Source organism: Blattabacterium cuenoti, from assembly GCF_014252455.1.
Classification (GTDB): Bacteria; Bacteroidota; Bacteroidia; order Flavobacteriales; family Blattabacteriaceae; genus Blattabacterium; species Blattabacterium cuenoti_R.
Map to the genome: position 1 here is coordinate 425,212 of NZ_CP060245.1, position 25,378 is coordinate 450,589.

Annotated in this window: 23 protein-coding genes, 1 tRNA gene and 1 pseudogene; 16 read left to right on the plus strand and 9 right to left on the minus strand. The window is 22.0% G+C overall.

What is annotated here, in order from left to right:
• Nucleotides 1-6 precede the first annotated feature (6 nt).
• The 3 genes and pseudogenes from H0H56_RS02100 to H0H56_RS02110 all read left to right on the plus strand — a co-directional run.
• Nucleotides 7-285 (plus strand): co-chaperone GroES, encoded by a 279-nt coding sequence (locus H0H56_RS02100; protein ID WP_185873704.1) that lies wholly within the window; start codon nucleotides 7-9, stop codon nucleotides 283-285.
• 57 nt (nucleotides 286-342) lie between these two features.
• Entirely contained in the window at nucleotides 343-1,983 is a 1,641-nt protein-coding gene (gene groL, locus H0H56_RS02105; protein WP_185873705.1) for a chaperonin GroEL, read from the plus strand.
• Nucleotides 1,984-2,023: 40 nt separating this feature from the next.
• Nucleotides 2,024-2,416: pseudogene (locus tag H0H56_RS02110) on the plus strand (TCP-1/cpn60 chaperonin family protein); the annotation flags it as partial.
• Between the two features lie 67 nt (nucleotides 2,417-2,483).
• On the opposite strand, the gene H0H56_RS02115 reads toward H0H56_RS02110, so the two are convergent.
• The 3 genes from H0H56_RS02115 to H0H56_RS02125 all read right to left on the minus strand — a co-directional run bounded on the left by H0H56_RS02115 (nucleotide 2,484) and on the right by H0H56_RS02125 (nucleotide 5,228).
• Nucleotides 2,484-2,963, minus strand: a complete 480-nt coding sequence (locus H0H56_RS02115) for a KdsC family phosphatase (protein WP_185873706.1) — start codon at nucleotides 2,961-2,963, stop codon at nucleotides 2,484-2,486.
• Between the two features lie 75 nt (nucleotides 2,964-3,038).
• Nucleotides 3,039-3,431: a DUF3276 family protein gene (locus tag H0H56_RS02120; protein WP_185873707.1), complete on the minus strand. Its 393-nt coding sequence runs from the start codon at nucleotides 3,429-3,431 to the stop codon at nucleotides 3,039-3,041.
• Between the two features lie 66 nt (nucleotides 3,432-3,497).
• Complete coding sequence (locus H0H56_RS02125) at nucleotides 3,498-5,228, minus strand: ABC transporter ATP-binding protein (protein WP_185873708.1); 1,731 nt, start codon at nucleotides 5,226-5,228, stop codon at nucleotides 3,498-3,500.
• 72 nt (nucleotides 5,229-5,300) lie between these two features.
• Here H0H56_RS02125 and H0H56_RS02130 point away from each other — a divergent pair, with 72 nt between their 5' ends.
• From H0H56_RS02130 to H0H56_RS02145, 4 genes are read left to right on the plus strand one after another with little or no spacing between them, the layout of a single operon-like run.
• The gene (locus H0H56_RS02130) at nucleotides 5,301-6,221 is read left to right on the plus strand and encodes a transcription antitermination protein NusB (protein ID WP_185873709.1); all 921 of its coding nucleotides are present in this window, start codon (nucleotides 5,301-5,303) and stop codon (nucleotides 6,219-6,221) included.
• A gap of 25 nt (nucleotides 6,222-6,246) precedes the next feature.
• The gene (gene yajC / locus H0H56_RS02135; RefSeq protein WP_185873710.1) at nucleotides 6,247-6,594 is read left to right on the plus strand and encodes a preprotein translocase subunit YajC; all 348 of its coding nucleotides are present in this window, start codon (nucleotides 6,247-6,249) and stop codon (nucleotides 6,592-6,594) included.
• A complete protein-coding gene (gene coaE / locus H0H56_RS02140) occupies nucleotides 6,591-7,202 on the plus strand; it encodes a dephospho-CoA kinase (protein WP_185873711.1) in 612 nt (203 codons plus the stop codon). Before yajC ends, coaE begins: the two co-directional genes overlap by 4 nt.
• Entirely contained in the window at nucleotides 7,195-7,302 is a 108-nt protein-coding gene (locus H0H56_RS02145; protein ID WP_185873712.1) for a 30S ribosomal protein THX, read from the plus strand. Before coaE ends, H0H56_RS02145 begins: the two co-directional genes overlap by 8 nt.
• 1 nt (nucleotide 7,303) lies before the next feature.
• On the opposite strand, the gene H0H56_RS02150 is transcribed toward H0H56_RS02145, so the two are convergent.
• On the minus strand, nucleotides 7,304-7,990 hold the full coding sequence (locus tag H0H56_RS02150; RefSeq protein WP_185873713.1) for a zinc metallopeptidase: 687 nt from the start codon (nucleotides 7,988-7,990) through the stop codon (nucleotides 7,304-7,306).
• A 100-nt stretch (nucleotides 7,991-8,090) separates the two neighbouring features.
• Between H0H56_RS02150 and H0H56_RS02155 the strand changes: the two genes are divergently transcribed.
• A complete protein-coding gene (locus tag H0H56_RS02155; protein WP_185873714.1) occupies nucleotides 8,091-9,383 on the plus strand; it encodes an NAD(P)/FAD-dependent oxidoreductase in 1,293 nt (430 codons plus the stop codon).
• On the opposite strand, the gene H0H56_RS02160 is transcribed toward H0H56_RS02155, so the two are convergent.
• Together H0H56_RS02160 and H0H56_RS02165 are read right to left on the minus strand one after the other, a co-directional pair.
• Nucleotides 9,376-10,428 (minus strand): chorismate-binding protein, encoded by a 1,053-nt coding sequence (locus H0H56_RS02160; protein WP_185873715.1) that lies wholly within the window; start codon nucleotides 10,426-10,428, stop codon nucleotides 9,376-9,378. The genes H0H56_RS02155 and H0H56_RS02160 overlap by 8 nt on opposite strands.
• Complete coding sequence (locus tag H0H56_RS02165; RefSeq protein ID WP_185873716.1) at nucleotides 10,376-10,861, minus strand: PaaI family thioesterase; 486 nt, start codon at nucleotides 10,859-10,861, stop codon at nucleotides 10,376-10,378. The genes H0H56_RS02160 and H0H56_RS02165 overlap by 53 nt, the downstream gene beginning before the upstream one ends.
• 84 nt (nucleotides 10,862-10,945) lie before the next feature.
• Between H0H56_RS02165 and H0H56_RS02170 the strand changes: the two genes are divergently transcribed.
• The 7 genes from H0H56_RS02170 (at nucleotide 10,946) to miaA (ending at nucleotide 18,059) form a co-directional block, all read left to right on the plus strand.
• On the plus strand, nucleotides 10,946-11,479 hold the full coding sequence (locus H0H56_RS02170; RefSeq protein ID WP_185873717.1) for an isopentenyl-diphosphate Delta-isomerase: 534 nt from the start codon (nucleotides 10,946-10,948) through the stop codon (nucleotides 11,477-11,479).
• A 7-nt stretch (nucleotides 11,480-11,486) separates the two neighbouring features.
• A complete protein-coding gene (locus tag H0H56_RS02175) occupies nucleotides 11,487-11,897 on the plus strand; it encodes a 6-pyruvoyl trahydropterin synthase family protein (protein ID WP_185873718.1) in 411 nt (136 codons plus the stop codon).
• On the plus strand, nucleotides 11,884-12,975 hold the full coding sequence (gcvT, locus tag H0H56_RS02180) for a glycine cleavage system aminomethyltransferase GcvT (RefSeq protein ID WP_185873719.1): 1,092 nt from the start codon (nucleotides 11,884-11,886) through the stop codon (nucleotides 12,973-12,975). Before H0H56_RS02175 ends, gcvT begins: the two co-directional genes overlap by 14 nt.
• Before the next feature lie 128 nt (nucleotides 12,976-13,103).
• Nucleotides 13,104-14,345: an MATE family efflux transporter gene (locus H0H56_RS02185; protein ID WP_238858459.1), complete on the plus strand. Its 1,242-nt coding sequence runs from the start codon at nucleotides 13,104-13,106 to the stop codon at nucleotides 14,343-14,345.
• A 75-nt stretch (nucleotides 14,346-14,420) separates the two neighbouring features.
• On the plus strand, nucleotides 14,421-16,037 hold the full coding sequence (locus H0H56_RS02190; protein WP_185873720.1) for a DEAD/DEAH box helicase: 1,617 nt from the start codon (nucleotides 14,421-14,423) through the stop codon (nucleotides 16,035-16,037).
• A 10-nt stretch (nucleotides 16,038-16,047) separates the two neighbouring features.
• Entirely contained in the window at nucleotides 16,048-17,136 is a 1,089-nt protein-coding gene (aroC, locus tag H0H56_RS02195; RefSeq protein ID WP_185873721.1) for a chorismate synthase, read from the plus strand.
• Nucleotides 17,133-18,059 (plus strand): tRNA (adenosine(37)-N6)-dimethylallyltransferase MiaA, encoded by a 927-nt coding sequence (miaA, locus tag H0H56_RS02200; RefSeq protein WP_238858460.1) that lies wholly within the window; start codon nucleotides 17,133-17,135, stop codon nucleotides 18,057-18,059. The genes aroC and miaA overlap by 4 nt, the downstream gene beginning before the upstream one ends.
• Here the strand turns inward: miaA and H0H56_RS02205 are convergent.
• Both H0H56_RS02205 and H0H56_RS02210 read right to left on the minus strand, forming a co-directional pair.
• Nucleotides 18,041-18,116 (minus strand) — tRNA-Val (locus H0H56_RS02205). The two genes, miaA and H0H56_RS02205, sit on opposite strands and share 19 nt — an antisense overlap.
• Nucleotides 18,107-19,390: a bifunctional folylpolyglutamate synthase/dihydrofolate synthase gene (locus H0H56_RS02210; protein ID WP_185873722.1), complete on the minus strand. Its 1,284-nt coding sequence runs from the start codon at nucleotides 19,388-19,390 to the stop codon at nucleotides 18,107-18,109. Before H0H56_RS02210 ends, H0H56_RS02205 begins: the two co-directional genes overlap by 10 nt.
• 55 nt (nucleotides 19,391-19,445) lie before the next feature.
• On the opposite strand from H0H56_RS02210, the gene glnS reads away from it, so the two are divergent.
• A complete protein-coding gene (gene glnS, locus H0H56_RS02215) occupies nucleotides 19,446-21,125 on the plus strand; it encodes a glutamine--tRNA ligase (protein ID WP_394798896.1) in 1,680 nt (559 codons plus the stop codon).
• Nucleotides 21,126-21,128: 3 nt separating this feature from the next.
• Here the strand turns inward: glnS and rpoC are convergent, their stop codons facing one another.
• Complete coding sequence (gene rpoC, locus H0H56_RS02220; protein WP_185873723.1) at nucleotides 21,129-25,358, minus strand: DNA-directed RNA polymerase subunit beta'; 4,230 nt, start codon at nucleotides 25,356-25,358, stop codon at nucleotides 21,129-21,131.
• Nucleotides 25,359-25,378: the final 20 nt, after the last annotated feature.

The following is a 25,378-nucleotide window of genomic DNA, read 5'->3' on the forward strand; positions in this document are numbered from 1 at the left end:
TAAAATATGATGGAAGTAAAGATTAAACCTTTAGCAGATCGTGTTCTAGTACAACCTGATCCTGCTGAAACACAAACAGCATCAGGTATTATTATTCCAGATACAGCTAAAGAAAAACCACAAAAAGGAACTGTAATAGCTGTTGGATGTGGAAAAAAAGATGAACCTTTAATTTTAAAAAAAGGAGATAAAGTCTTATATGGAAAATATTCAGGAACTGAATTAAAATGGGAAGGGGAAGAATATTTAATTATGCGAGAATCTGATGTAATAGCTATTATATAATGAATGTAATGATGATGATGATATTAATCTAATATTTATTAAAACAATCTAAAAATTATGGCAAAAGATATTAAATTTGATATTGAAGCAAGAGATAAATTAAAAAAAGGAGTAGATGCATTAGCAAATGCTGTAAAAGTTACTTTAGGACCTAAAGGACGTAATGTAGTTTTACAAAAATCTTTTGGTGGCCCTCAAGTAACTAAAGATGGAGTTTCTGTAGCTAAAGAAATTGAATTAGAAGATTCTATAGAAAATTTAGGAGCACAAATGGTAAAAGAAGTCGCTTCTAAAACTAATGATGTCGCAGGAGATGGAACAACGACAGCAACTGTATTAGCACAAGCTATTGTTAGAGAAGGATTAAAAAATGTAGCAGCTGGAGCTAATCCAATGGATTTAAAAAGAGGAATAGATAAAGCATTAGAAGTTGTTATTTTAGATTTAAAAAAACAATCTAGAGAAGTTGGAGGTAATAATGAAAAAATTAAACAAGTAGCTTCTATATCTGCGAATAATGATGAAAAAACTGGAGCTTTAATAGCAGATGCTTTTGAAAAAGTAGGAAAAGAAGGAGTTATTACAGTAGAAGAAGCAAAAGGAACAGATACATCTGTAGATATCGTAGAAGGAATGCAATTTGATAGAGGATATCAATCTCCATATTTTGTAACTAATACAGAAAAAATGATAACAGAATTTGATCAACCACAAATTTTATTATCTGATAAAAAAATAGCGGCAATGAAAGATTTATTGCCTATATTAGAACCTGTAGCACAATCTGGAAAACCATTATTAATTATTTCTGAAGAAGTAGAAGGAGAAGCTTTAGCTACATTAGTAGTTAATAAAATACGAGGAACATTAAAAGTTGCTGCTATAAAAGCTCCTGGATTTGGAGATAGAAGAAAAGCAATGTTAGAGGATATAGCAATATTAACAGGAGGTAATGTAATTTCAGAAGAAACTGGAAGTAAATTAGAAGATGTTAAATTAAATATGTTAGGGAAAGCGGAAAGAGTTATTATTGATAAAGATAATACAACTATTGTTAATGGAGGTGGAAGTAAAAAAGATATTAGAGCTCGTGTAGATCAAATTAAAGCACAAATAGAAACTACAACATCTGATTATGATAAAGAAAAATTACAAGAACGTTTAGCAAAATTAGCTGGAGGGGTAGCGGTACTTTATGTTGGAGCTGCGTCTGAAGTAGAAATGAAAGAAAAGAAAGACCGTGTAGATGATGCTTTAAATGCTACTCGTGCAGCAGTAGAAGAAGGAATTGTTGCAGGAGGTGGTGTAGCATTAGTTCGTGCTATTAAATCGTTAGATCATATTATTGGAGATAATCCAGATCAAGATACTGGAATTCAAATAGTAAGACGTTCTTTAGAAGAACCTTTACGTCAAATTGTAGCTAATGCTGGAGGTGAAGGATCTGTCGTCGTTGCTAAAGTAGCAGAAGGTAAAGGAGATTATGGATATGATGCTAAAATAGGTGAATATAAAAATATGATAGTAGAAGGGATTATTGATCCTACTAAAGTAGCAAGAGTCGCATTAGAAAATGCAGCATCAGTATCTGGAATGTTATTAACTACTGAATGTGTTGTTACAGAAATTAAAAAAGAAGAACCAATTACACCTCCAATGCCTGGAGCTGGTGGTGGTGGAATGGGTGGTATGATGTAAAAACATTTTATTATCTATAAAAAAAATAGTGTCATATGNTGTAGCATTAGTTCGTGCTATTAAATCGTTAGATCATATTATTGGAGATAATCCAGATCAAGATACTGGAATTCAAATAGTAAGACGTTCTTTAGAAGAACCTTTACGTCAAATTGTAGCTAATGCTGGAGGTGAAGGATCTGTCGTCGTTGCTAAAGTAGCAGAAGGTAAAGGAGATTATGGATATGATGCTAAAATAGGTGAATATAAAAATATGATAGTAGAAGGGATTATTGATCCTACTAAAGTAGCAAGAGTCGCATTAGAAAATGCAGCATCAGTATCTGGAATGTTATTAACTACTGAATGTGTTGTTACAGAAATTAAAAAAGAAGAACCAATTACACCTCCAATGCCTGGAGCTGGTGGTGGTGGAATGGGTGGTATGATGTAAAAACATTTTATTATCTATAAAAAAAATAGTGTCATATGACACTATTTTTTTTTATTTTATTTTTAAATTAAAACCAATTTTTTTGAATTTTTAAAGTTTGTTCTATTACATCTCTTACACATCCTTTTCCTCCTTTCTTAGGAGAAATATATTTAGAAATTTCTTTAACTTCTTGAACGGCATCTATAGGGGAACATGGTAATGCGACTGATTTCATTATTTCAATATCAGGAATATCATCTCCCATATATAATATTTTTTTTTTATTAATATTTAAAATATGACAATATTCATCTAAATATTTTTTTTTATTATCAACTCCTTGATAAATATGACGAATATTTAAACCTCTTAATCGTCTAAAAACCATTAAATCTGATCCTTTTGTAATAATACATAAATTATACCCTTTTTTTTTTGCTAATTGCATCGCATAACCATCCTTCGCAAACATTTGTCTTACCATATTTCCATCAGGAAATAAATTTAAAGTACAATTTGTTAATACTCCATCTACATCAAATATGAAAGTATTAATATCATTCATTAAATTCCTATAATTATCAATCATAATAGAAAAAAAATACTTTCTTTTATTTCAATTTAATTATTTAATTTTCAATTAAATATCTTCAAAATTAATATTAGTAAATTTTTTTTCTTCTGATGTTTTTTTTTGAAAATTTTTCATTTCTTGATTAAATGTTGTATGATTTTTAAAATCTTTTTGATGACGTTCTGATATTACTTCTCTTCCTTTTTCATTAATAATAAATTTTATCATATCATTTAATATATTTTGAAATTTATAAAAATCTTCTTTATATAAATAAATTTTATGTTTTTTATAAGTAATTTCTCCCGTTTCAGTAAAATTTTTTTTACTTTCCGTAATAGTTAAATAATAATCTCCAGCTCTAGTTTCTCTAGCATCAAAAAAATACGTACGACTTCCTGTTTTTAAAGTACGTGAAAAAATTTCATTTCTTTCTTTAATTTTTTCTTTTTCGTCCATTTCAAAAAAAATTATTTATAATAAAGCAAATCTAAATAAAAAAAATGGTCTATACTATTAATTTTTCTAAAAAAAAAGGTTCTTTTTTTCTATTTTAGATATTTTACCATTTTTCAAAATAATAAGCAAATCAAAATCAGATATATAAGAAATATCATGTGTAATAATAATAATAGTAGTTTTTTTCATATCTTTTTTAAGATAATGAATAATTAATTTTCTATTTTTTTGATCAATAGAAGAGAAACTATCATCTAGTATAAGAATTTTAGGATTTCTTATTAAAGCTCTTGCTATACAAATTCTTTGTTTTTGTCCTCCAGATAAAGTAATCCCTCTTTCTCCTATAATAGTTTCATATCCATTTTTTAAATTTAAAATATCATCTTCTATCATAGCTTTTTTTGCAGCATTATATACTTTCCATGGATTTACTTTTGTTTTAATACTTCCTAATGCTATATTATTATATATAGAATCAGAAAATAAAAAAGATTCTTGAGGAACATAACCTATATTATTTCTAAAACTATAAAGATTATGATTTTTTAAAGAAATATTATCAATTAATATTTCTCCTTGATTTGGATCATATAAACGTGATATCAATTTTCCAATAGTTGTTTTTCCAGATCCTGTTTCTCCAGTTAAAATTAAAGTATTTCCTTTTTGAATAGTAAAAGATACTTTATTAATAATTTTATTATAATTTTTTAAATTATTTTTATAATAAATAAAACTAACATCTTTAAATTGAATTTTTCCTAAAATTTTTGTTTTAATTAAATTTTTATTACAAATTTCTGGTATTTCTTGCAAAAAAGAATTAATACGTAATTGTGACACTTTTGCTTTTTCTACAATAGAAACTACCCATCCTAAAATAATAAATGGAAAAATTAATACATTAATATATGTAAAAAATTCTGCTAGAGTTCCTATTTCTTTAATTTCTCCTTGAAAATATTTTTTTCCTCCAAAAAAAAGAATTAATAAATGACTAGTCCCAATAAAAAAAATAATAATAGATGATAAAATAGTATCAATTCTAGCCAGTTTTATATTTTTTTTTTGATAATTATATATAATTTTTTGATATTTTTTTTTAAAAAAAGATTCAGATAAAAATGATTTAATTACATGAATACCAGAAAAAGTCTCTTGCATAAAAGAACAAATAATAGATTGATAATTTTGAACTTCTTCACTTTTTTTATAAATAAAAATACTAATATAATAAATGAAAATAAAAAGAATAGGAATAGGTAACATTACATAAAATGTTAATTTTTTATCTAAACGTAACATTTGTATAAATACCATAAAAGATAATACAATAATATTTACAAAATACATTATTCCTGGACCTATATATTGTCTAATAAAAGAAACATCTTCTGTTAATCTATTCATTAAATCTCCTGTTGAATTTTTTTGATAAAAAGACAAACTTAATTTTTGATAATGTGAAAAAATTTCATTTTTTATATCAAATTCTATCATTCTAGATGTTGTAATAATACATTGTCTCATATGATATTTTACAAAACCTCCTATAATTGGAATTAATAATATTATACTTGTATAAATACAAATTTCAATTTTTAAATTTTTTGGAGATATATGATATTTTGAAAAATTTGTAAAAATTTTTTTTATTATATTAATAGATTTTCCTATATAAGGAATAGGCAATAAAGTTAAAATGTTTGATATTACAATTAATATAAAACCAATACATAAACGAATTTTATATTTTAAAAAATATTTTTTGCTAAAAGCAAATAATTCCCCCATAATATTTTTTTTCGTTTTATTTTTTATAATTGTAAACATCTTATAAAAAAAAAATCAAGTCAATTAAAAAAAATGTTAATTAGACGATATTTTAGAATAAAAAGTTTACAATTTTTATATGCTCAATATTTATCCAAAATAGATTTTAAAAAAGTTGAAAAAAATATGCTTCATAGTATTGAAGAATTACATTATATATATATATCCCTTCTTCATTTAATATTAAGGATTAGAGACAAAGCTATAATAATAAAAAAAAAAAATTATTCTAACATAAATTTTACAATAATATATAATTCTATATTAGAAATATTATCTAATAATAAATATTTATTAAAATATAAATCTATAAAAAATTATAATCAAATTTTATGGAAAAAACAAGATGAATATGTTTTTTCGTTATTTAACGAAATGCAAAAATCAGAACTTTATAAAAAATATATAAAAGAAACACATCCTACTTTTGAAAAAGATAAAATGTTTATTATAAATTTTTATAAAAATTTTATTATTCCAAATAAACAATTAATATCTTATATTGAAGATCAATATATTAATGGATTATCTAATATAAATATAGCACATAGTATGGTATGTAAAACGTTTCAATTTATTAAATCATCCACTCCTTCTAATTTCAAATTAAAAAATAATTATAAAAATAATGAAAATAAAAAATTTATTATTAATTTATATAGAAATACTCTTCTTCATAAAGAAGAATTTAATAAATTAATTAATATTATTTCTAATAATTGGGATATTAAAAGAATAGCAATTATAGATTTAATAATATTACAAATGGGGATTTGTGAATTTTTATATTTTCCAAATATACCTCCAAAAGCTACTATGAATGAATATATAGAAATTACAAAAATTTTTGGAATGGAAAAAAGTAAAATTTTTATTAATGGAATTTTAGATAAAGCTTTTAAATTTTTATCTAAAAAAAATAAAATTTTTAAAAAAGGAAAAGGATTAATATAATTATTTTTAACTAAAAAATTAATTTATGTTTTCTATTGTATTACAAAATTCTATAGCAAATACTCTTTGGATGTTTGCTTTAATATTTATTGTTTTTTATTTTTTTATGATTCGTCCTCAAATACGAAAACAAAAAAAAGAAAAATATTTTCAAAAAAATCTCAAAAAAGGAAATTATATCGTAACTAATACAGGAATACATGGAAAAATTATAGAATTAACAGATTATTTTTGTTTATTAGAAATTAACGTAGGAAAAATAAAAATAGAAAAAAATACTATATCCAAAGAATTAACTCAATTACGTTATGCAGAAAAAATTTATATACATAAAAATAAAGAAATAGAATATAAAAAAAATATAAACAAATGAAATCTTTATTAATTGGTATTACTGGAAAAATGGGAACTGGAAAAAGTTTATTTACTACTTTTTTTAAAAAAATGGGGGTACCTATTTATCATTCTGATAAAAAATGTAAAAAATTAATGAATGAAAAAAAATATATAAAAACAAAAATTATTAAATATTTTGGAAAAAAATCTTATTTGAATAATAAAATTAATACTCATTTTTTATCTAAAACAGTTTTTAATAATATTTATGCTTTAAAATTATTATGTTCTATTATTCATCCATGGGTTTTTTTAGATTTTAACAATTGGATAAAATCTAAAAAAACACTTTATTACATAAAAGAATCTTCTCTTTTATTTGAAAGTGGAACATATAAATATTGTCATTTAATTATTACTATTGTTTCTCCTATAAAAAAAATGATAGAAAGAATAATTCAAAGAGATAATTTAAATGAAGAACAAATTATGAATCGTATTAATTTTCAAACTTCTAATAAAGAAAAAATAAAATATTCTAATATTATTATACATAATAATATTCATAATACTTTATATTTAGAAAATAAAGCAAAAAATATTCATAATAAAATTATTAAAAAAATTTATCAAATTTATGGGTAAAGGTGATAAAAAAACTAGAAGAGGAAAAATAAAAAATAAAACATATGGGAATCTTCGTCCCAATCCAAGAAACTATAAAAGAAAAAGAAAAAAAAATTAAATTAATTCTCTTTTCTAAAAAAAGATAAAAAATAAATTAATTGAGCTAAACTACCTAATGATGATATAACGTAAGTCATAGCAGCCCATTTTAAAGAATCTTTAGCATAAAAATATTCTTGATAAGAAACTATATTTTTTTCTTTTAACCAATTTAAAGCTCTTTTACTTGCATCAAATTCTATCGGAAGAGTAATAAAAGAAAAAAATACAGCTAAAAAAAATAATCCTATTCCTAATTTAAGAATTATAGAATTTTGTCCATTGGAACTATAAAATACAGTTAATCCAGACATAATCACAAAATTAGTAATTTTTGAACTAAAATTTAAAATAGGAACTAATTGATTTCTTAATTTTAAGATATTATAACCTAATTTATGTTGTAAAACATGACCACATTCATGAGCAGCAATAGCTGCAGAAGCAATATTATTTTCATAATAAACATCTTCACTTAAATTAATTATTTTATTTAATGGATTATAATGATCAGTTAATTCTCCTTCTATAGATGAAACTTGTACATCATAAATACCATTATCTATTAACATTTTTTCTGCTATTTCTTTACCATTCATAGGTATACGTAAATGATATTTAGAATATAATTTAATTTTATATTTCAATATTAAACTAACAATTACACTAATAAAAAAAGTTATTCCAATAATTAAATAATAATTCATAAAAATAAATATCTAATTTATTTTCACAAAATTATTAATTTATTAATTAAAATGAAAATATAATTATTAAATTAATTTTTTATATATCTAATTTTTAACTATGAATATTCCTATATTAAAAAATATAAAAAGAGTAGTTATTATTGGTGCTGGATTTGCCGGATTACAAATGGCAAAAAAATTAAAAAGAAAAAAATTTCAAATTATACTTATAGATAAAAATAATTATCACACTTTTCAACCTTTATTATATCAAGTTGCTACAGCTGGATTAGAACCAGATTCTATTGCACATTCTATTCGAAAAATTATAAAAAACACAAAAAATTTTTTCTTTAGATTAGCTAAAGTACATTATATAAATACAAAAAAACAAAAAATTTATACTAATGTAGGTGAACTTTTTTATGATTATTTAATTATAGCAACTGGATCTATAACTAATTATTTTGGAAATAAAAATATTGAATATTATTCTTTTCCTATGAAATCTATTCCAGAAGCTTTAAACTTAAGAAGTTTAATTTTACAAAATTTTGAATCATCATTACTTACTAATAATTTAAAAAAAAAAGAAAGATTAATGAATTTTGTAATTGTTGGGGGAGGGCCTACAGGAGTTGAACTTGCTGGAGCATTAGCGGAAATGAAAAAATATATACTTCCATATGATTATCCAGATTTAGATATTCAAAAAAAAATGAATATTTATTTATTACAAGCATCACATAGATTATTAGATGGAATGTCTGAAACATCAGCAAAACACGCTTTTAAAAATTTAAAAGATTTAGGTGTTATTATTTGGTTAGATTGTTTAGTTAAAGATTATAATGGAAAAATTGTTTCTATCGATAAAAATAAAATTATAGAATCAGCTAATATGATATGGACAGCTGGAGTAAAAGGAGCTATTATAAAAGGATTTTTTAAAGAAGATGTAAAAAAACACAGAATTTTAGTAAATGAAAATTTAAAATCTTTAAAATATAATAATATTTTTGCTATTGGAGATATTGCATATGTAATTAATAATAAGTATTATCCACATGGTCATCCTATGACAGCTCAACCTGCTATTCAACAAGGAAATTATCTTGCAAATTATTTTAATTATTTTCTAGAAAAAAATAAAAAAATTAAACCTTTTCAATATAAAAATTTAGGAACTATGGCAACTATTGGCAGAAATAAAGCTGTTTGTGATTTTACATATTTTAAATTAAAAGGTTTTTTAGCTTGGATCATTTGGATGTTTATTCATTTAATCAGTTTAGTAGGATTTAGAAATAGAGTAATAGCTTTAATGAATTGGGTAATACAATATTTTCATTATCATAAAAGTGTTAGATTGATTATTAGACCTTTTTATAGAAAAAAAAAAATTATTTAAAAATTAATTGAGAAATAATACTTTTTATTTTATTTTCTGTTTCTATATATTCTTGATTTAAATTAGAATATTTAGTAATTCCACTTCCTGCATATAAAGTAATATCTTTTTTATTTATTCTAATTCTAGCACATCTTAAATTTAAATATAATTCCATATTTTTTTTTTTATCATCTACAGTTCCAAAATATCCTGTATAAAAATTTCTTTTAAATTTTTCATTTTTTTTAATGAAATTCCAAGATTTTTTTTTAGGATATCCACATATTGAAGGAGTTGGATGTAAACGATTTAATATTGAAAATTGTTTTTCTTTTTTTAAAAAATTAAAATTAATAGAAGTTTTTAAATGACTTAAATTTCCTACTTTAATCGATTTTATTTTTCCTATAGTAATATTTCCAGAATAAGATTTTAATATATTTACTATATATTTAATAACGATTTTATGTTCTTCTAATTCTTTTTTTGTCCATTTTTTATTATTAAAAATAGTTCCTGCTAAAGGAATTGTTTGTAATTTTTGATCATTTAATTTTAAAAATAATTCTGGAGTAGCTCCTATCCAAGATCCATAATGAATATTATACCAATAAGTAATAAAAGATTTAGGATAAGAATATATTAATTTTTGAAAAGTTTTTTTTAAATAAAATTTATGAAATGGAATTTTAATAAATCTAGATACAACAACTTTTTGTAAGTTTTTTTTTTTTATAGTAGAAATAGCTTTTTTTATTAAATTTTTATATTCAATAGAATATTTTAAATAATTTTTTTTTTTTTCTTTATTAAGATAATTAGGAGAAGATTGAATAAATTTTTTTAAATTTAAAAAATAAATTTTTTTAGAATAAATTTTTATTGTATTCTTACAATTAAAACTACTAATTAAAAAATATTTTTTGTTATTTTTTATTTTTTTATTTTGATCATAAAAAAAAATTTTATTTTCATTTGGTTTTTTAAATAAAACAAAATTTTTATTTTTTTTATAATTCTTTATAATTTTTTGATGTATTTTTTTCCAAGTAAGTTCTATCATTCTTTTTTTTTTTTAAAATTATTATATTTGTCATTTTACAAAAACTAATATTTTTTTTATATTCATTATATATATGAATTTTTATTAAATGAAGAGTTTTCCCTTTATGAATAATTTTAGCTTTTGCAAATAATATTCCTTTTTTAATAGATTTTATATGATTGATAGAAAATTCTATATTAAATACATTAAATATTTTATAATCTACTTGTAAGTTTGATAAAGTACTACCTATACTTTCTGCTAAAGAAACTATAGCACCACCATGAAGATATCCAATTGGTTGAAGTAATTTTTTTCTATTTATAAACATATTCCCTGTTAAAGTATTTTTTCCTATATTAATATATTTAATTTTTAAAGTATTCATTAATGTATTTTTATTAAAACGATTTAATCGTTTTAATAATTTTATTTTATTTATTTTTTTCATAATAAAATAATTATTATGAATTTTATTTTTTTAATCAATTTACAATAAAAAAATTTTTTTGACTGTCAAAAAATTAAAAATAAAATGAATAAAAAAAAAGATTTTATTCCTTTAATAGGAAAAGGAAATAAAATTATTGGTTTTGAAAAAAAAAAAACAATTCATATCAAAGGATTATTACATAGTGCTGTTTCTGTTTTTATTTTTCATCCAAAAAAAAATAAATCTATGTTAATGTTACAAAAAAGATCATCAAAAAAATATCATTCTTCATTACTTTGGACTAATACATGTTGTAGTCATCCTAGAAAAAATGAATCTCTTTTAAAGGCAGCACATCGTTGTTTAATTGAAGAAATGGGTTTTGATTGTTTTTTAGAAAAAAAATTTAATTTTACTTATCATGTTATATTAAAAAATGGATTAATAGAATATGAATTAGATCATGTTTTTGTAGGATATTATGCATATTCTCCTATAATTAATTATAAAGAAGTAGAAAAATGGAAATGGATATCATTAAAAAAATTAATTAAAAATATTCGTCTTTTTCCGGAATATTATACTATTTGGCTAAAAATTATTATAAATAATTATTTACAAAAATTATATTTTTAAACATTTTATGAAAGCGACTATTAGTAGAAAAGGATATTTTAGTGCAGCACATAGACTTTATAATTCTAATTGGAATTATAAAAAAAATATTGAAACATTTGGAAAATGTGCTTTTTTAAATTATCATGGACATAATTATGAATATATAGTTAGTCTTACGGGAGAAATTAATCCAGAAACTGGATTTATTTTTAATTTACAAAAATTAAAAAATATTCTTTATGAAGAAATAGAAAATATTTTTGATCATAAAAATATTAACTTAGATATTAAATATTTTTTGAATATTAATCCTACAATAGAAAATATTGTTATTTTTATATGGGACAAAATAAGAAAAAAAATATCTTTTAATTTAAAATTAGAAATAACTTTATATGAAACTATCAATAATTTTGTAAAATATGAAGGAAAATAAACTTTTTAAAAAAACAATTTTATATGATAATCATATACAATTAGGAGCAAAAATAATTTCTTATTCCGGATATTATATGCCACTTCAATATTTTTCTTCATTAAAAGAACATATGGCTGTTAGAAATTCAATAGGATTATTTGATATTAGTCATATGGGAAAATTTATTTTAGAAGGAATTAATTCTAATAATTTACTTCAATATTTAACATCTAATGATGTTTCTAAAATAAAACCAAATCAAGCTCAATATTCATGTTTAATTAATCATTATGGAGGAATTATAGATGATTTAATTATTTATAAAATTTCAGAAAAAAAATTTTTACTTATAGTTAATGCAATTAATATTGAAAAAAATAAAATATGGATAAAAAAATATATTAAAAATAATATAAATTTTATTGATGTTACTCAAGAATATTCTCTTTTATCCATACAAGGACCAAAAACTTTTAAGTTAATTCAAAAATTAACAAATATTCCATTAAATAAAATTCCATATTTTCATTTTAAAATAGGTAAATTTGCAGGAATAAATAATATATTTATTTCTAATACAGGATATACTGGATCTAGTGGAATAGAAATATATATTCATAATAAATATGCAAAAAAAATATGGAATGAGATTTTATCAACAAATTTATCAATAATTCCTTGTGGAATTGCCAGTAGAGATTCATTAAGATTAGAAATGGGATATCGTTTATATGGAAAAGATATTTCTGAAGAAACTTCCCCTATAGAAGCTGGATTATCATGGATTACTAAATTTAATAAAAAATTTATAGCTAAAAAAATATTACAAAAACAAAAAAAAAAAGGAACTAAAAAAAAATTTATTTCTTTTATCATAGAAAAAGAAAAAGTAATACCTAGATCAGGATATTTATTAAAAAATAAAAATAATTGTATTATTGGAAAAGTTACTTCTGGTAATTTTTCACCTATTTTAAAAAAAGGGATTGGATTAGCATATATTGAAAATAATCATCAATTAAATCATATTTTTTTTACAAAAAAAAATAAAAATATTCCTATAAAATTAGTAAAATTACCCTTCATTCAAATTTAATTTGTATTTAATTTTTAATTAAAAACTATATTACTTATTTATATCATTTTAAAAAAAATCTTTTATTATTAATTCCTATTTTTCTCACTCAATTTGGAGTAATAATTGTCAATTTTTCTGATAATATAATGATTGGATCTTTAGGAAAAAAAGCTTTAGCTTCAATTTCATTATCTAATGCTGTGTTTTTTATAATTATTATTTTTGGATTAGGAATGTCTAGTGGAATATCTGTTCTAATAGCCTCTGTAGAGGCTGAAAAAAATTATAAAAAAGGAGCTATAATTTTTTATCATGGATTAATAATTAATTTTCTTTTATCCATACTTATGTATGGAGCTATATATATTTTTTTTTTTATTTTTCCTTATTTAGGACAACCTAAAAATATTTTTTATGAAACTAAATCTTTTTTAAAAATTATTTCTATCTCTTTTTTTCCATGGATGATATTTGAAATTTTTAGAAAATTTTCAGAAGGATTATCATTAATATATCCTAGTTTTATTATTACTTGGATTTCCGCATTAATTAATATAATTTTTAATTATTTATTTATTCATGGATTTTATCATTTTCCAAAATTAGGTTTTTTAGGTGTAGCATATGCTACTTTAATATCTCGTATAAGTATGTTAATCGGTATTTATTTTTTATTATACCAATATAAAAAAGTTCGTAATTATTTTTTTTATTTAAAATATTATTTATATAATAAAAAATATTTAAAAAAAATACTAAAAATAGGTGTCCCTTCTGGTCTTCATATGTTATTTGAAATGAGTGCTTTTTCTATGTCATCTTTTATATCTGGAAAATGTGGAATAAAAGAATTAGCAGCACATCAAATAGTTATTAATTTAGTTTCTTCTACTTTTCTTTTATGTTCAGGATTTTCTATAGTTGCAACAATTAGAATAGGAAATAAATTTGCATTACAAAATTATTTTGAATTAAGAAAAATAGGATGGTCTATAATATATATGGGAATTATATTTATGTCAATATGTAGTTTACTATTTATTTTTTTTCGTAATTATATTCCTTTTTTATATATAAACAATGATAAAGATGTCATTAAAATAACTAAAAAAATAATTATAATTGCTAGTATTTTTCAATTATTTGATGGAATACAATCAATTATTATTGGAGCTTTAAGAGGAATTCAAGATGTTAATATTCCTATGTGGATTAGTTTTTTTTCTTATTGGATAATCGCTCTACCAATTGGATATTTTTTTTCTATATATTTAAAAATGGGGAGTATAGGTGTTTGGAGTGGATTAGGACTTGGAATTACTATATCATCTATTTTATTAATCAATAGATATAATATTTTAACAAAAAAAATTTTAAAAAAAAATTAAATAAATCTATCATTAAAAATATTTATATATTTGTTTTTATTTTATGGTTTTTCAATGATTGAAAAATAATTTTTTATGAAAACCTTTAAAGAATATAATTTTTTTAATAATAAAATTATTACAGCTTTAGAAGAAATTAAATTTAAAAATCCTACTCCTATACAAAAAAAAGTTATTCCATTTTTATTAAAAAATAAAAAAGATCTTATAGCTTTAGCTCAAACAGGAACAGGAAAAACAGCTGCTTTTAGTTTACCAATTATACAACAATTAAATTTAAATGATTCTTTTCCTCAAGCTATAATTTTATGTCCAACTAGAGAACTTTGTATACAAATTACACATGATCTTATCCGTTTTTCTAAATATATATCATTAAAAATTATTCCATTATATGGAGGAGTAAGTATAGATAATCAAATAAAATATTTAAACAAAAAAAATCATATTATTGTAGGAACTCCTGGAAGAATTCTTGATTTAATTAAAAGAAAACGATTAAATTTATCCAATATTAAATATTTAGTACTTGATGAAGCAGATGAAATGTTAAATATGGGATTTAAAGAAGAATTAGATGCTATTATAGATAAATTACCAAAAAATAGACAAAGTTTATTATTTTCTGCGACTATGTCTAAATATATAAATCTTATTGCACATAATTATTTAATAGATCCAATGGAAATTGTTATAGGTAAAAAAAATATTGGATCTAATGATGTTAAACATATTTATTATATAGTAAATAATAAAAATAAATATTTAGCTTTAAAACGTATTGTTGATATTAATCCTGAGATTTATGGAATTATATTTTGTAAGACTAGAAAAGAAACTAGAATAATCGCAGAATCTTTAATTCAAGATGGTTATAATGCAGATGCACTTTATGGAGATCTTTCACAAAAACAACGTGAATCTGTTATGAATAGATTTAAAACTAAAATATTACAATTTTTAGTAGCCACAGATATTGCTGCTCGTGGAATAGATGTTAATGATATAACTCATGTTATTAATTATAATCTTCCATATGAAAGTAAAATTTATGTACATAGAAGTGGTCGTACTGGAAGAGCTGGAAATACAGGAATATCTATTTGTATCATTCATTATAATGAAACTTATTTTTTAAAAGAATTTGAAAAAAAAATTGGAAAAAGTTTTGAACAAATTCAAATTCCTTCTGGAAAAGAAATATGTGAAAAACAATTATTACATTTTATAAAAAAAATAAAAAAAGTAATAGTTAACGATAAATATATGAATGATTATCTTCCACAAATTCAACAAGAATTAGAATTATTTAATAAAAAAGAATTAATAAAAAGATTTTCTTTTATTGAATTTAACCGTTATCTTTCTTCTTATAAAGATTCTAAAAATCTTAATATTTTTTATTCTAAAAATTTTAATAAAAAATCTTTTTATTCTAAAAATTCTAACAAAAAATCTTTTTATTCTAAATTATTTATAAATATAGGATATAAAGATAATTTAACAAAATTAAAATTAATTCATTTAATTAATCAATCTATAAAGAATTCACGTATTAATATTGGAAATATAGAAATTTTATCTAATTTTTCTTTATTTGAAATAGAAAAACGTTATCAAAAAAAAATATTGATAGGTATGAGTAAGATTAATCATTTTAGAAAACCTATTACTATCGAAATTAAAAATTAAAATTTTATAAATGGCAGGTAATACTTTTGGCAAGTTATTTAAAGTAACTACTTTTGGAGAAAGTCATGGAAATGCTTTAGGTGGAATTATTGATGGATGTCCAGCAGGAATAACACTGGATTTTAAAAAAATTCAACAAGAATTAAACCGTAGAAAACCTGGACAATCTACTATTGTATCTAATAGAAATGAACCTGATAAAGTTAAATTTCTTTCTGGAATATTAAATAATCAAACAACAGGAACTCCTATTGGATTTATTATTTATAATAAAGATCATAAATCTGATGATTATTCTCATATTAAAAATATCTATCGTCCTTCTCATTCAGATTTTACATATGAAAAAAAATATGGAATTAGAGATTATAAAGGTGGAGGACGTTCTTCCGCTCGTGAAACAATTTGTAGAGTAGTAGCTGGATCTATCGCGAAACAATTAATAAATCATATCCAAATTATATCATATGTTTCTTCTGTAGGAAAAATATCAATTAATCAATCTTATCATAATCTTAATTTATCTAAAGATAATATCGAAAAATCACCTATTAGATGTCCAGATCCAGAAATATCAGAAAAAATGATATCTAAAATTAAAAAAATTAAAAAACAAGGAGATACTATTGGTGGAATTATTACATGTATTATAAAAAATGTTCCTATAGGCATAGGAGAACCTATTTTTAATAAATTACATGCAGAATTAGCAAAAGCGATGTTATCTATTAATGCAGTAAAAGGATTTGAATATGGAAGTGGTTTTATGGGAACACAATTAACAGGATCACAACATAATGATTTTTTTAATAAAGATGGAACTACTAAAACTAATTTTTCTGGAGGAATTCAAGGAGGAATATCTAATGGAATGGATATTAATTTTAGAGTAGCTTTTAAACCTGTAGCAACTATAATGAAAAAACAAACAAGTATAGATAAAAATGGAAATTTAATTTCTATAGAAGGAAAAGGGAGACATGATCCGTGTGTTCTACCAAGAGCTGTTCCTATTGTAGAATCTATGACAGCATTAGTATTAGTAGATTATTGGATGTATAATAAATTATCTAAATATTCATTAATTAAAAAAAATTGAAATATAAATTTCTTGTTTCTATAGTAGGACCTACGAGTGTAGGTAAAACATATCTTTCTCTTTTTTTAGCTAAAAAATTAAAAACAGAAATTTTATCTTGTGATTCTAGACAATTCTATAAAGAATTAAAAATAGGATCTGCTAGACCTTCTTTAAAAGAATTAAAATTAATACCTCATCATTTTATAGGACATTTGTCTATCCATAAAATATATAATGCTAAAATTTTTGAAAAAGATTTTTTTAAAAAAATTCAAAAATTATTTAATAAATATTCTATTTTAATTATGGTTGGAGGGTCCGGATTATATGAAAAAGCGGCTACAACAGGATTATCAAATATTCCTAATATTAATTTAAATATTAGAAATAATTTAATTTTTAATTTTAAAAAAAAAGGAATTTTTTTTTTACAAAAAGAAATAAAAAAAATAGGGAAAATCCCTTCTTATTTAGATATCAAAAATCCAAGACGTTTAATAAGATATTTAGAAATTATTCAATCTACAGGAGAAAAACCTTCTTTTTTTTTTAAAAAAAAAATAAAAAATAAATTTTATAATATTATAAAAATAGGTTTATTTTTACCAAAAAATGAAATCATTTTAAGAATTAATGATAGAGTAGAAAAAATGATACAAAGAGGTTTATTTTATGAAGCAAAAAAATATTATCCTTATAGATATTTAAATAGTTTACATACTACTATAGGATATAAAGAATTTTTTAATTTTTTAGATTATAAAAAAAATAATTCTTTTTCTAATATTAAAAATATTATTAAAAATAATACTATAAAATATGCTAAAAAACAATTAACTTGGTATAAAAAAGATTCTTCTATTATTTGGTTTCATCCTGAAGAAAAAGAAAAAATTCTTTCTTTTATTTTAAATAAAATAAATGGGCAATACTGGATTTGAACCAGTGACCTCCTGCTTGTAAAACAGATGCTCTAAACCAAACTGAGCTAATTGCCCTTTTTATTTATATTGGTATTATAAGTTACTAAAAAATCAGAAACAATAAAAGTACTTCCACTTATTAAAATAAGATCTTTTTTTTTAGATTTATTTTTTGCAGATAAAAAAGCATTTTTAACAGAATGAAAAAAATTTATTTTTTTATAATTTTTAAATATTTTTTTTATTATTTTTTTTAAATCTTCAATAAAAAATTTTCTTTCTATATTAGGTTGAGTAAAATAATAATAAGCTTCAATAGGTAATTTTTTTAACAATTTTTCTATTTTTTTTTCTTTCACAAAACCTAATATTAAATGTAAACTTTCATAAGTTTCTTTTTTTAATTCATTTTTAATCATTAAAAAACCTTCTTCATTATGAGCTATATCACAAATAATTTTAGGTTTTTTTTGTAAAATATGCCAACGTCCTTTAAAATGTATATGTGTATTTGTATTTTTAATAACATTTTTTAATCCATTTTTAATAGATTGATTGGATATTTTTATATTTTTTCTTTTTTTTAATATTTTAATAATTTCTAAAACAAGGACTTTATTTAAAAATTGATAATATGTTTTAAATGGAATTTTATAATTAAAATATTTTTTTTCTATTTTAGAAAAATAAATAGGAGAATTGTTTTTAAAAGCTACTTTTAAAAAAATATTCTTTAAATTTTTTAACATTCTTGTTCCAATTATTACCGATATATTTTTTTTTATAATTCCTGCTTTTTCTATAGCAATTCTTAATTTATTTTTTCCTAAAATTTCTGTATGATCTTCACTAACATTAGTAATAATAGATAATTCAGGAATTATAATATTAGTAGAATCTAAACGTCCTCCCATTCCTACTTCAATAATAGATATATAAACTTTTTTTTCTTTAAAATATTGAAAAGCTAAAGCTGTATTCATCTCAAAAAAAGAAATTTGTTCTTTTTCTATAAAATTTTTATGATTTTTAATAAAATCTATAATAAAATTTTTTTCTATTAAAAAACCATTACATGTTATTCTTTCTCTAAAATCTATTAAATGAGGAGAAGTAAATAATCCTATTTTATATTTTTCTTCTTTTAAAATAGAAGATAACATATGAATAGTTGATCCTTTTCCATTTGTCCCACCTATATGAATGCTTTTAAAAAAATTTTGAGGATTTCCTAAATAAGAACAAAATTTTTTAATTCTTTTTAATCCTGGTTTATAAGATTTTAATCCTATATTTTGATAAGTAGGAAGACGATTAAAAATCCATTTAAGAGTTTCTGAATAATTCAAAATTATAAAAATATCTATTTAAATAAAAATAAATTTTTTTGAAAAATTTTCGTATATTTTTATAAAAAAATTATTAAAAATAAAAAAATTACATTTAAATTTTATTGAAAAAATTATAGAAGAAGATATCAATAATGGTTTTCCTATTGAAAAAATTAAATTTAGATTTCCTCCGGAACCTAATGGATATCTACATATTGGTCATGTTAAAGCAATATATCTAAATTTTGAATTAGGAAAAAGATATAAAGCACCAGTAAATTTAAGATTTGATGATACAAATCCAATTGGAGAAGAAAAAAAATTTATAGAATCTATTAAAAATGATATTATTTTTTTAGGTTTTAAATGGGAAAAAGAATGTTATGCTTCTGATTATTTTCAAATACTTTACGAATGGGCAATAAAACTTATTAAAAATAATAAAGCTTATGTTGATAATCAATCTAAAATAAATATTCAATTTCAAAGAAAAACACCATTTGAAATGGGAATAAATAGCTTATATAGAGATAGATCTGTTAAAGAAAATTTATATTTATTTGAAAAAATGAAAGATGGATGTTTTGAAGAAGAATCTTGTGTCTTAAGAGCAAAAATTGATATGAATTCTTCTAATATGAATATGAGAGATCCTATAATGTATAGAATTTTAAAAAAAAAACATCCTAGAACTAAAAATAAATGGTGTATTTATCCTACTTATGATTGGACTCATGGCCAATGTGATTATATTGAACAAATATCTCATTCATTATGTTCATTAGAATTTGAAAATAGACGTCCTTTATATAATTGGTATATAGATCAAATATGGGAAAAAAATAAAATAAAACCAAAACAAATAGAATTTTCTAGATTAAATTTAAATAATACAATAACAAGTAAAAGAAAAATACAATATTTAATTAATAAAAAAATCATTGATACATGGGATGATCCTAGAATTTATACAATATCAGGATTACGTCGTAAAGGATATACATCTATATCAATAAAAAATTTTATTAAAAAAATAGGAATTTCAAAAAGAAATAATATAATTAATCCATCTTTTTTAGAATTTAATATTAGAAAACATTTAAATAAAATTTCTTATAGAAAAATGGTCGTATTCAATCCAATAAAATTAATTATTGATAATTATTCTATTAATAAAATAGAATGGTTAAATGCTGAAAATAATCCAGAAAATAAAAATTATGGATTTAGAAAAATTCCTTTTTCTAAATTTTTATTTATTGAAAAAAATGATTTTTTAGAAAAAAAAATAGAAAATTTTTTTAGACTTTCAATAGGGAATGAAGTTAGACTAAAAAATTCCTATATTATTAAAGCAAATAATATTATTAAAAATAATAATGGAAATATAATAGAAATACATTGTACATATGATCCTAAAAGTAAAAATAGAAAAAAAAATAATAAAATAAAAAGTACTTTACATTGGGTTTCTATAAAACATTCTATACCTATAAATATTCATATATATCATTCAATTTTTTTAAAAAATTTTAAAAATCATAAAGATTATACAAAATATATAAATACAAAATCAATAAAAAAAATTATTGCATACGCTGAACCATCTATAAATTTAGCTAAAGAAGGAGATCATTTTCAATTTCAAAGAATTGGATATTTTTATGTCGATATTAATAATAAAAAAGAACTTATTTTTAATAAAACAGCTTCTATAAAAGATTCCTGGAAAAAAATTCAAAAAACAAAATAAATTTTATAAAATTTTTATTTTATTTTTTTCATATTCTTTTAATCCAGTACCTGCTGGTATTTTATGTCCTACAATTACATTTTCCTTTAATCCATATAAATAATCAGTTTTACTACTAATAGCCGCCTCTCCTAAAACTTTTGTTGTTTCTTGAAAAGAAGCTGCGGATATAAAAGATTTAGTCTGTAATGCTGCTTTAGTAATACCTTGTAATATCGGTCTAGCTGTTGCAGGAATAGAATCCCTAATTTGTATTAATTTTTTATTTTTATATTTTAAAATTGCATTTTCATTTCTAAAATCTCTATAACTAATTAAATCACCAGATTTAAAATTTTCAGAATTTCCATTATTTATAACTATTTTCATTTGAAAAATTTTATCATTTTCTTCAATAAAATCATCTTTATATTCAATATGTCCTTCTAAAAATTTTGTATCACCCACTTCTATTACTTCTACTTTTCTCATCATTTGTAAAACAATTACTTCAAAATGTTTATCATTAATTTTAACACCTTGTAAACGATAAACATCTTGTATTTCTTGAATTAAATATTCTTGAACAGCTCTAGGTCCTTTAATATTTAAAATATCATTAGGGGTGACAGCTCCATCTGATAATGGCATACCTGCTTTTATATAATCATTCTCTTGAACTAAAATTTGATTAGATAATTTAACTAAATATTTTCTAATTTCTCCTGTTTTAGATTCTACAATAATTTCTCTATTCCCTCTTTTTATTTTTCCATGACTAACAATTCCATCCATTTCAGATACTACAGCTGGATTAGAAGGGTTCCTAGCTTCAAATAATTCAGATAAACGAGGTAATCCACCAGTTATATCACCAGATTTAGAAGTTTTTCTTGGAACTTTAACTAAAATTTTTCCTACTTCTATTTTTTCATTATCTTCTACCATTAAATGAGCCCCTACTGGGATATTATATACTTTTAATTCTTTTCCATCATTATCAATAATTTTTAATGTAGGAATTAAATTTTTATTTCTGACTTCTGTAATAACTTTTTCTTGAAATCCGGTTTGTTCATCTTTTTCAATTTGAAAGGTGACACCTTGTTCTAAATGTTGATAAGAGATTATTCCAGAATATTCTGCTATAATTACTGCATTATATGAATCCCATTTACAAATTTTATCTCCTTCTTTTAAAAAATCTCCATTTTTTACATATAAAGTTGCCCCATAGGGAATATTGTTTATCATTAAAATAGATGATTTTTTTTTATCAAAAAGTTTCATTTCCGTAGAACGAGAAACAACTATTCCTATTTTTTCTTTATTATTATTTTTTATATTTACCAATTTTAAATCTTCAAATTCTATAATTCCATCAAATTTAGCTTGTATTTTTGAAGATTCTGCAATATTACCGGCTGTTCCTCCTACATGAAAAGTACGTAAAGTTAATTGTGTCCCAGGTTCTCCAATAGATTGTGCAGCGATTACACCTACTGCTTCTCCTTTTTGAACTATTTTACCTGTAGATAAATTTCTTCCATAACATTTTGCACAAATACCCATTTTAGCTTCACAAGTAAGTGGAGAACGAACTACTACAAATTGAATTCCATCTTCTTCTATTGAAGAAGATATTTTTTCATCAATCATTTCTCCAGATGAAACTATTAATTTATTATTATTATTTGAATAAATATCATTTAAAGATATACGTCCTAAAATTCTATTATATAAAGATTCTACTATTTCTTCATTTTTTTTTAATGCAGATATTTCTAATCCAAGTAAAGTTTGACAATCTACTTCTTTAATAATTACATCTTGTGCCGCATCTACTAATCTCCTTGTTAAATAACCCGCGTCTGCAGTTTTTAATGCTGTATCTGCTAATCCTTTACGAGCACCATGAGTAGATATAAAATATTCTAAAATAGATAGCCCTTCTCTAAAATTTGACAAAATAGGATTTTCAATAATTTCTCCACCAGTAGACCCTGTTTTTTGAGGTTTTGCCATTAATCCTCTCATACCAGAAAGTTGACGTATTTGTTCCTTAGATCCTCTAGCACCAGAATCTAACATCATATAAACAGGATTAAAACCATGTTTATCTTCACGCATATATTTCATTACTTTTTCTGTTAACATAGAATTAGTATTAGTCCATATATCAATAACTTGATTATAACGTTCATTATTAGTAATTAACCCCATGTTATAATTTATTTTAACATTATCTACTTGTTGAATAGCATTGTTTACCATATTTTCTTTATCATGAGGAATAATAATATCGCCTAATCCAAAAGAAAGTCCTCCTTGAAATGCATTATAAAATCCTAATTCTTTAATATCATCTAAAAATTTTGCTGTAGTAGGAACATCTGTTAAATATAAAATTTTTCCAATAATCTCTCTTAATGTTTTTTTTGTTAAAGATTCATTAATATATCCTACTTTTTTTGGAACTACTTGATTAAACAAAACTCTCCCTACAGTAGTTTCTATTAATTGATTAATTAAATCATCTTTTACTCGAATTAATACTTTTACTTTAATTAAAGCATGTAATTCTACTATTTTTTGATTATAAGCAATTTCTACTTCTTCATTAGAAGAAAAAATAAAACCTTCACCTTTAATTTTAATATTTGAATAAGATTTTAAAGATTTTGTCATATAATATAATCCTAAAACCATATCTTGAGATGGAACCGTTATTGGAGATCCATTAGCTGGATTTAAAATATTTTGAGAAGATAACATAAGAAGTTGTGCTTCTAAAATTGCTCCAGAAGATAAAGGTAAGTGGACAGCCATTTGATCTCCATCAAAATCCGCATTAAAAGCAGCACAAACTAAAGGGTGTAATTGAATAGCTTTTCCTTCTATTAATTGAGGTTGAAAAGCCTGGATACCTAATCTATGCAAAGTTGGAGCTCTATTTAATAATACTGGATGACCTTTTAATACATTTTCTAAAATATCCCATATAACAGGATCTCTTTTATCAATAATTTTTTTAGATGATTTTACAGTTTTTACTATTCCTCTTTCAATTAATTTTCTTATAATAAAAGGTTTATATAATTCTGCAGCCATTTCTTTAGGAAGACCACATTCATGTAATTTTAAATGTGGTCCAACTACAATAACGGATCTTGCAGAATAATCTACTCTTTTTCCTAATAAATTTTGTCTAAAACGACCTTGTTTTCCTTTTAAAGCATCTGATAAAGATTTTAAAGGACGATTTGCTTCTGTTTTTACTGCAGATACTTTTCTTGAATTATCAAAAAGTGAATCTACAGCTTCTTGAAGCATTCTTTTCTCATTTCTTAAAATTACTTCAGGTGCTTTAATTTCTATTAAACGTTTTAAACGATTATTTCTTATCAATACACGACGATATAAATCAGTCATATCAGAAGCTGCATAACGTCCCCCATCTAAAGGAACTAATGGACGTAACTCAGGAGGAATTACTGATAAAATATGAACGACCATCCAAGATATATTTCCTCCATTTTTTTTTCCTTCTTTAAAAGATTCAACAACTTGTAATCTTTTTAAAGCCTCAATACGTCTTTGTTTAGAAGTTTCATTATTAGCTTTATTTCTTAATTCATAAGACAAATTATCTAAATCTATCCTATTTAATAATTCTTCTATACATTCAGCTCCCATTTTAGCAATAAACTTATTAGGATCAATATCTTCTAAAGATTGATTTTCTTTTGGGATACTATTTAAAATAGATAAATATTCCTCTTCTGTTAAAAAATCGCCTTTATTAAAAGAAGATCCATCTGAACGAGATGCTATTCCATTTTGAATAACTACATATCTTTCATAATAAATAATCATTTCAAGCTTTTTAGATGGTAATCCTAATAAATAACCTATTTTATTAGGAGAAGTACGAAAACACCAAATATGAACTACTGGAACAACTAAGCTAATATGCCCCATACGTTCCCTTCTAACTTTTTTTTCAGTAACTTCAACACCACATCTATCACAAATAATTCCTTTATAACGAATTCTTTTATATTTTCCACAAGCACATTCATAATCTTTTACTGGACCAAAAATTCTTTCACAGAATAAACCATCTCTTTCTGGTTTATGTGTTCTATAATTAATGGTTTCAGGTTTTAACACTTCACCATGAGATTCTTTTAATATTTTCTCAGGTGATGCTAATCGAATAGTAATTTTATTAAAATTTCCTTTTTTATTCATTTTTTATGATCATATACATA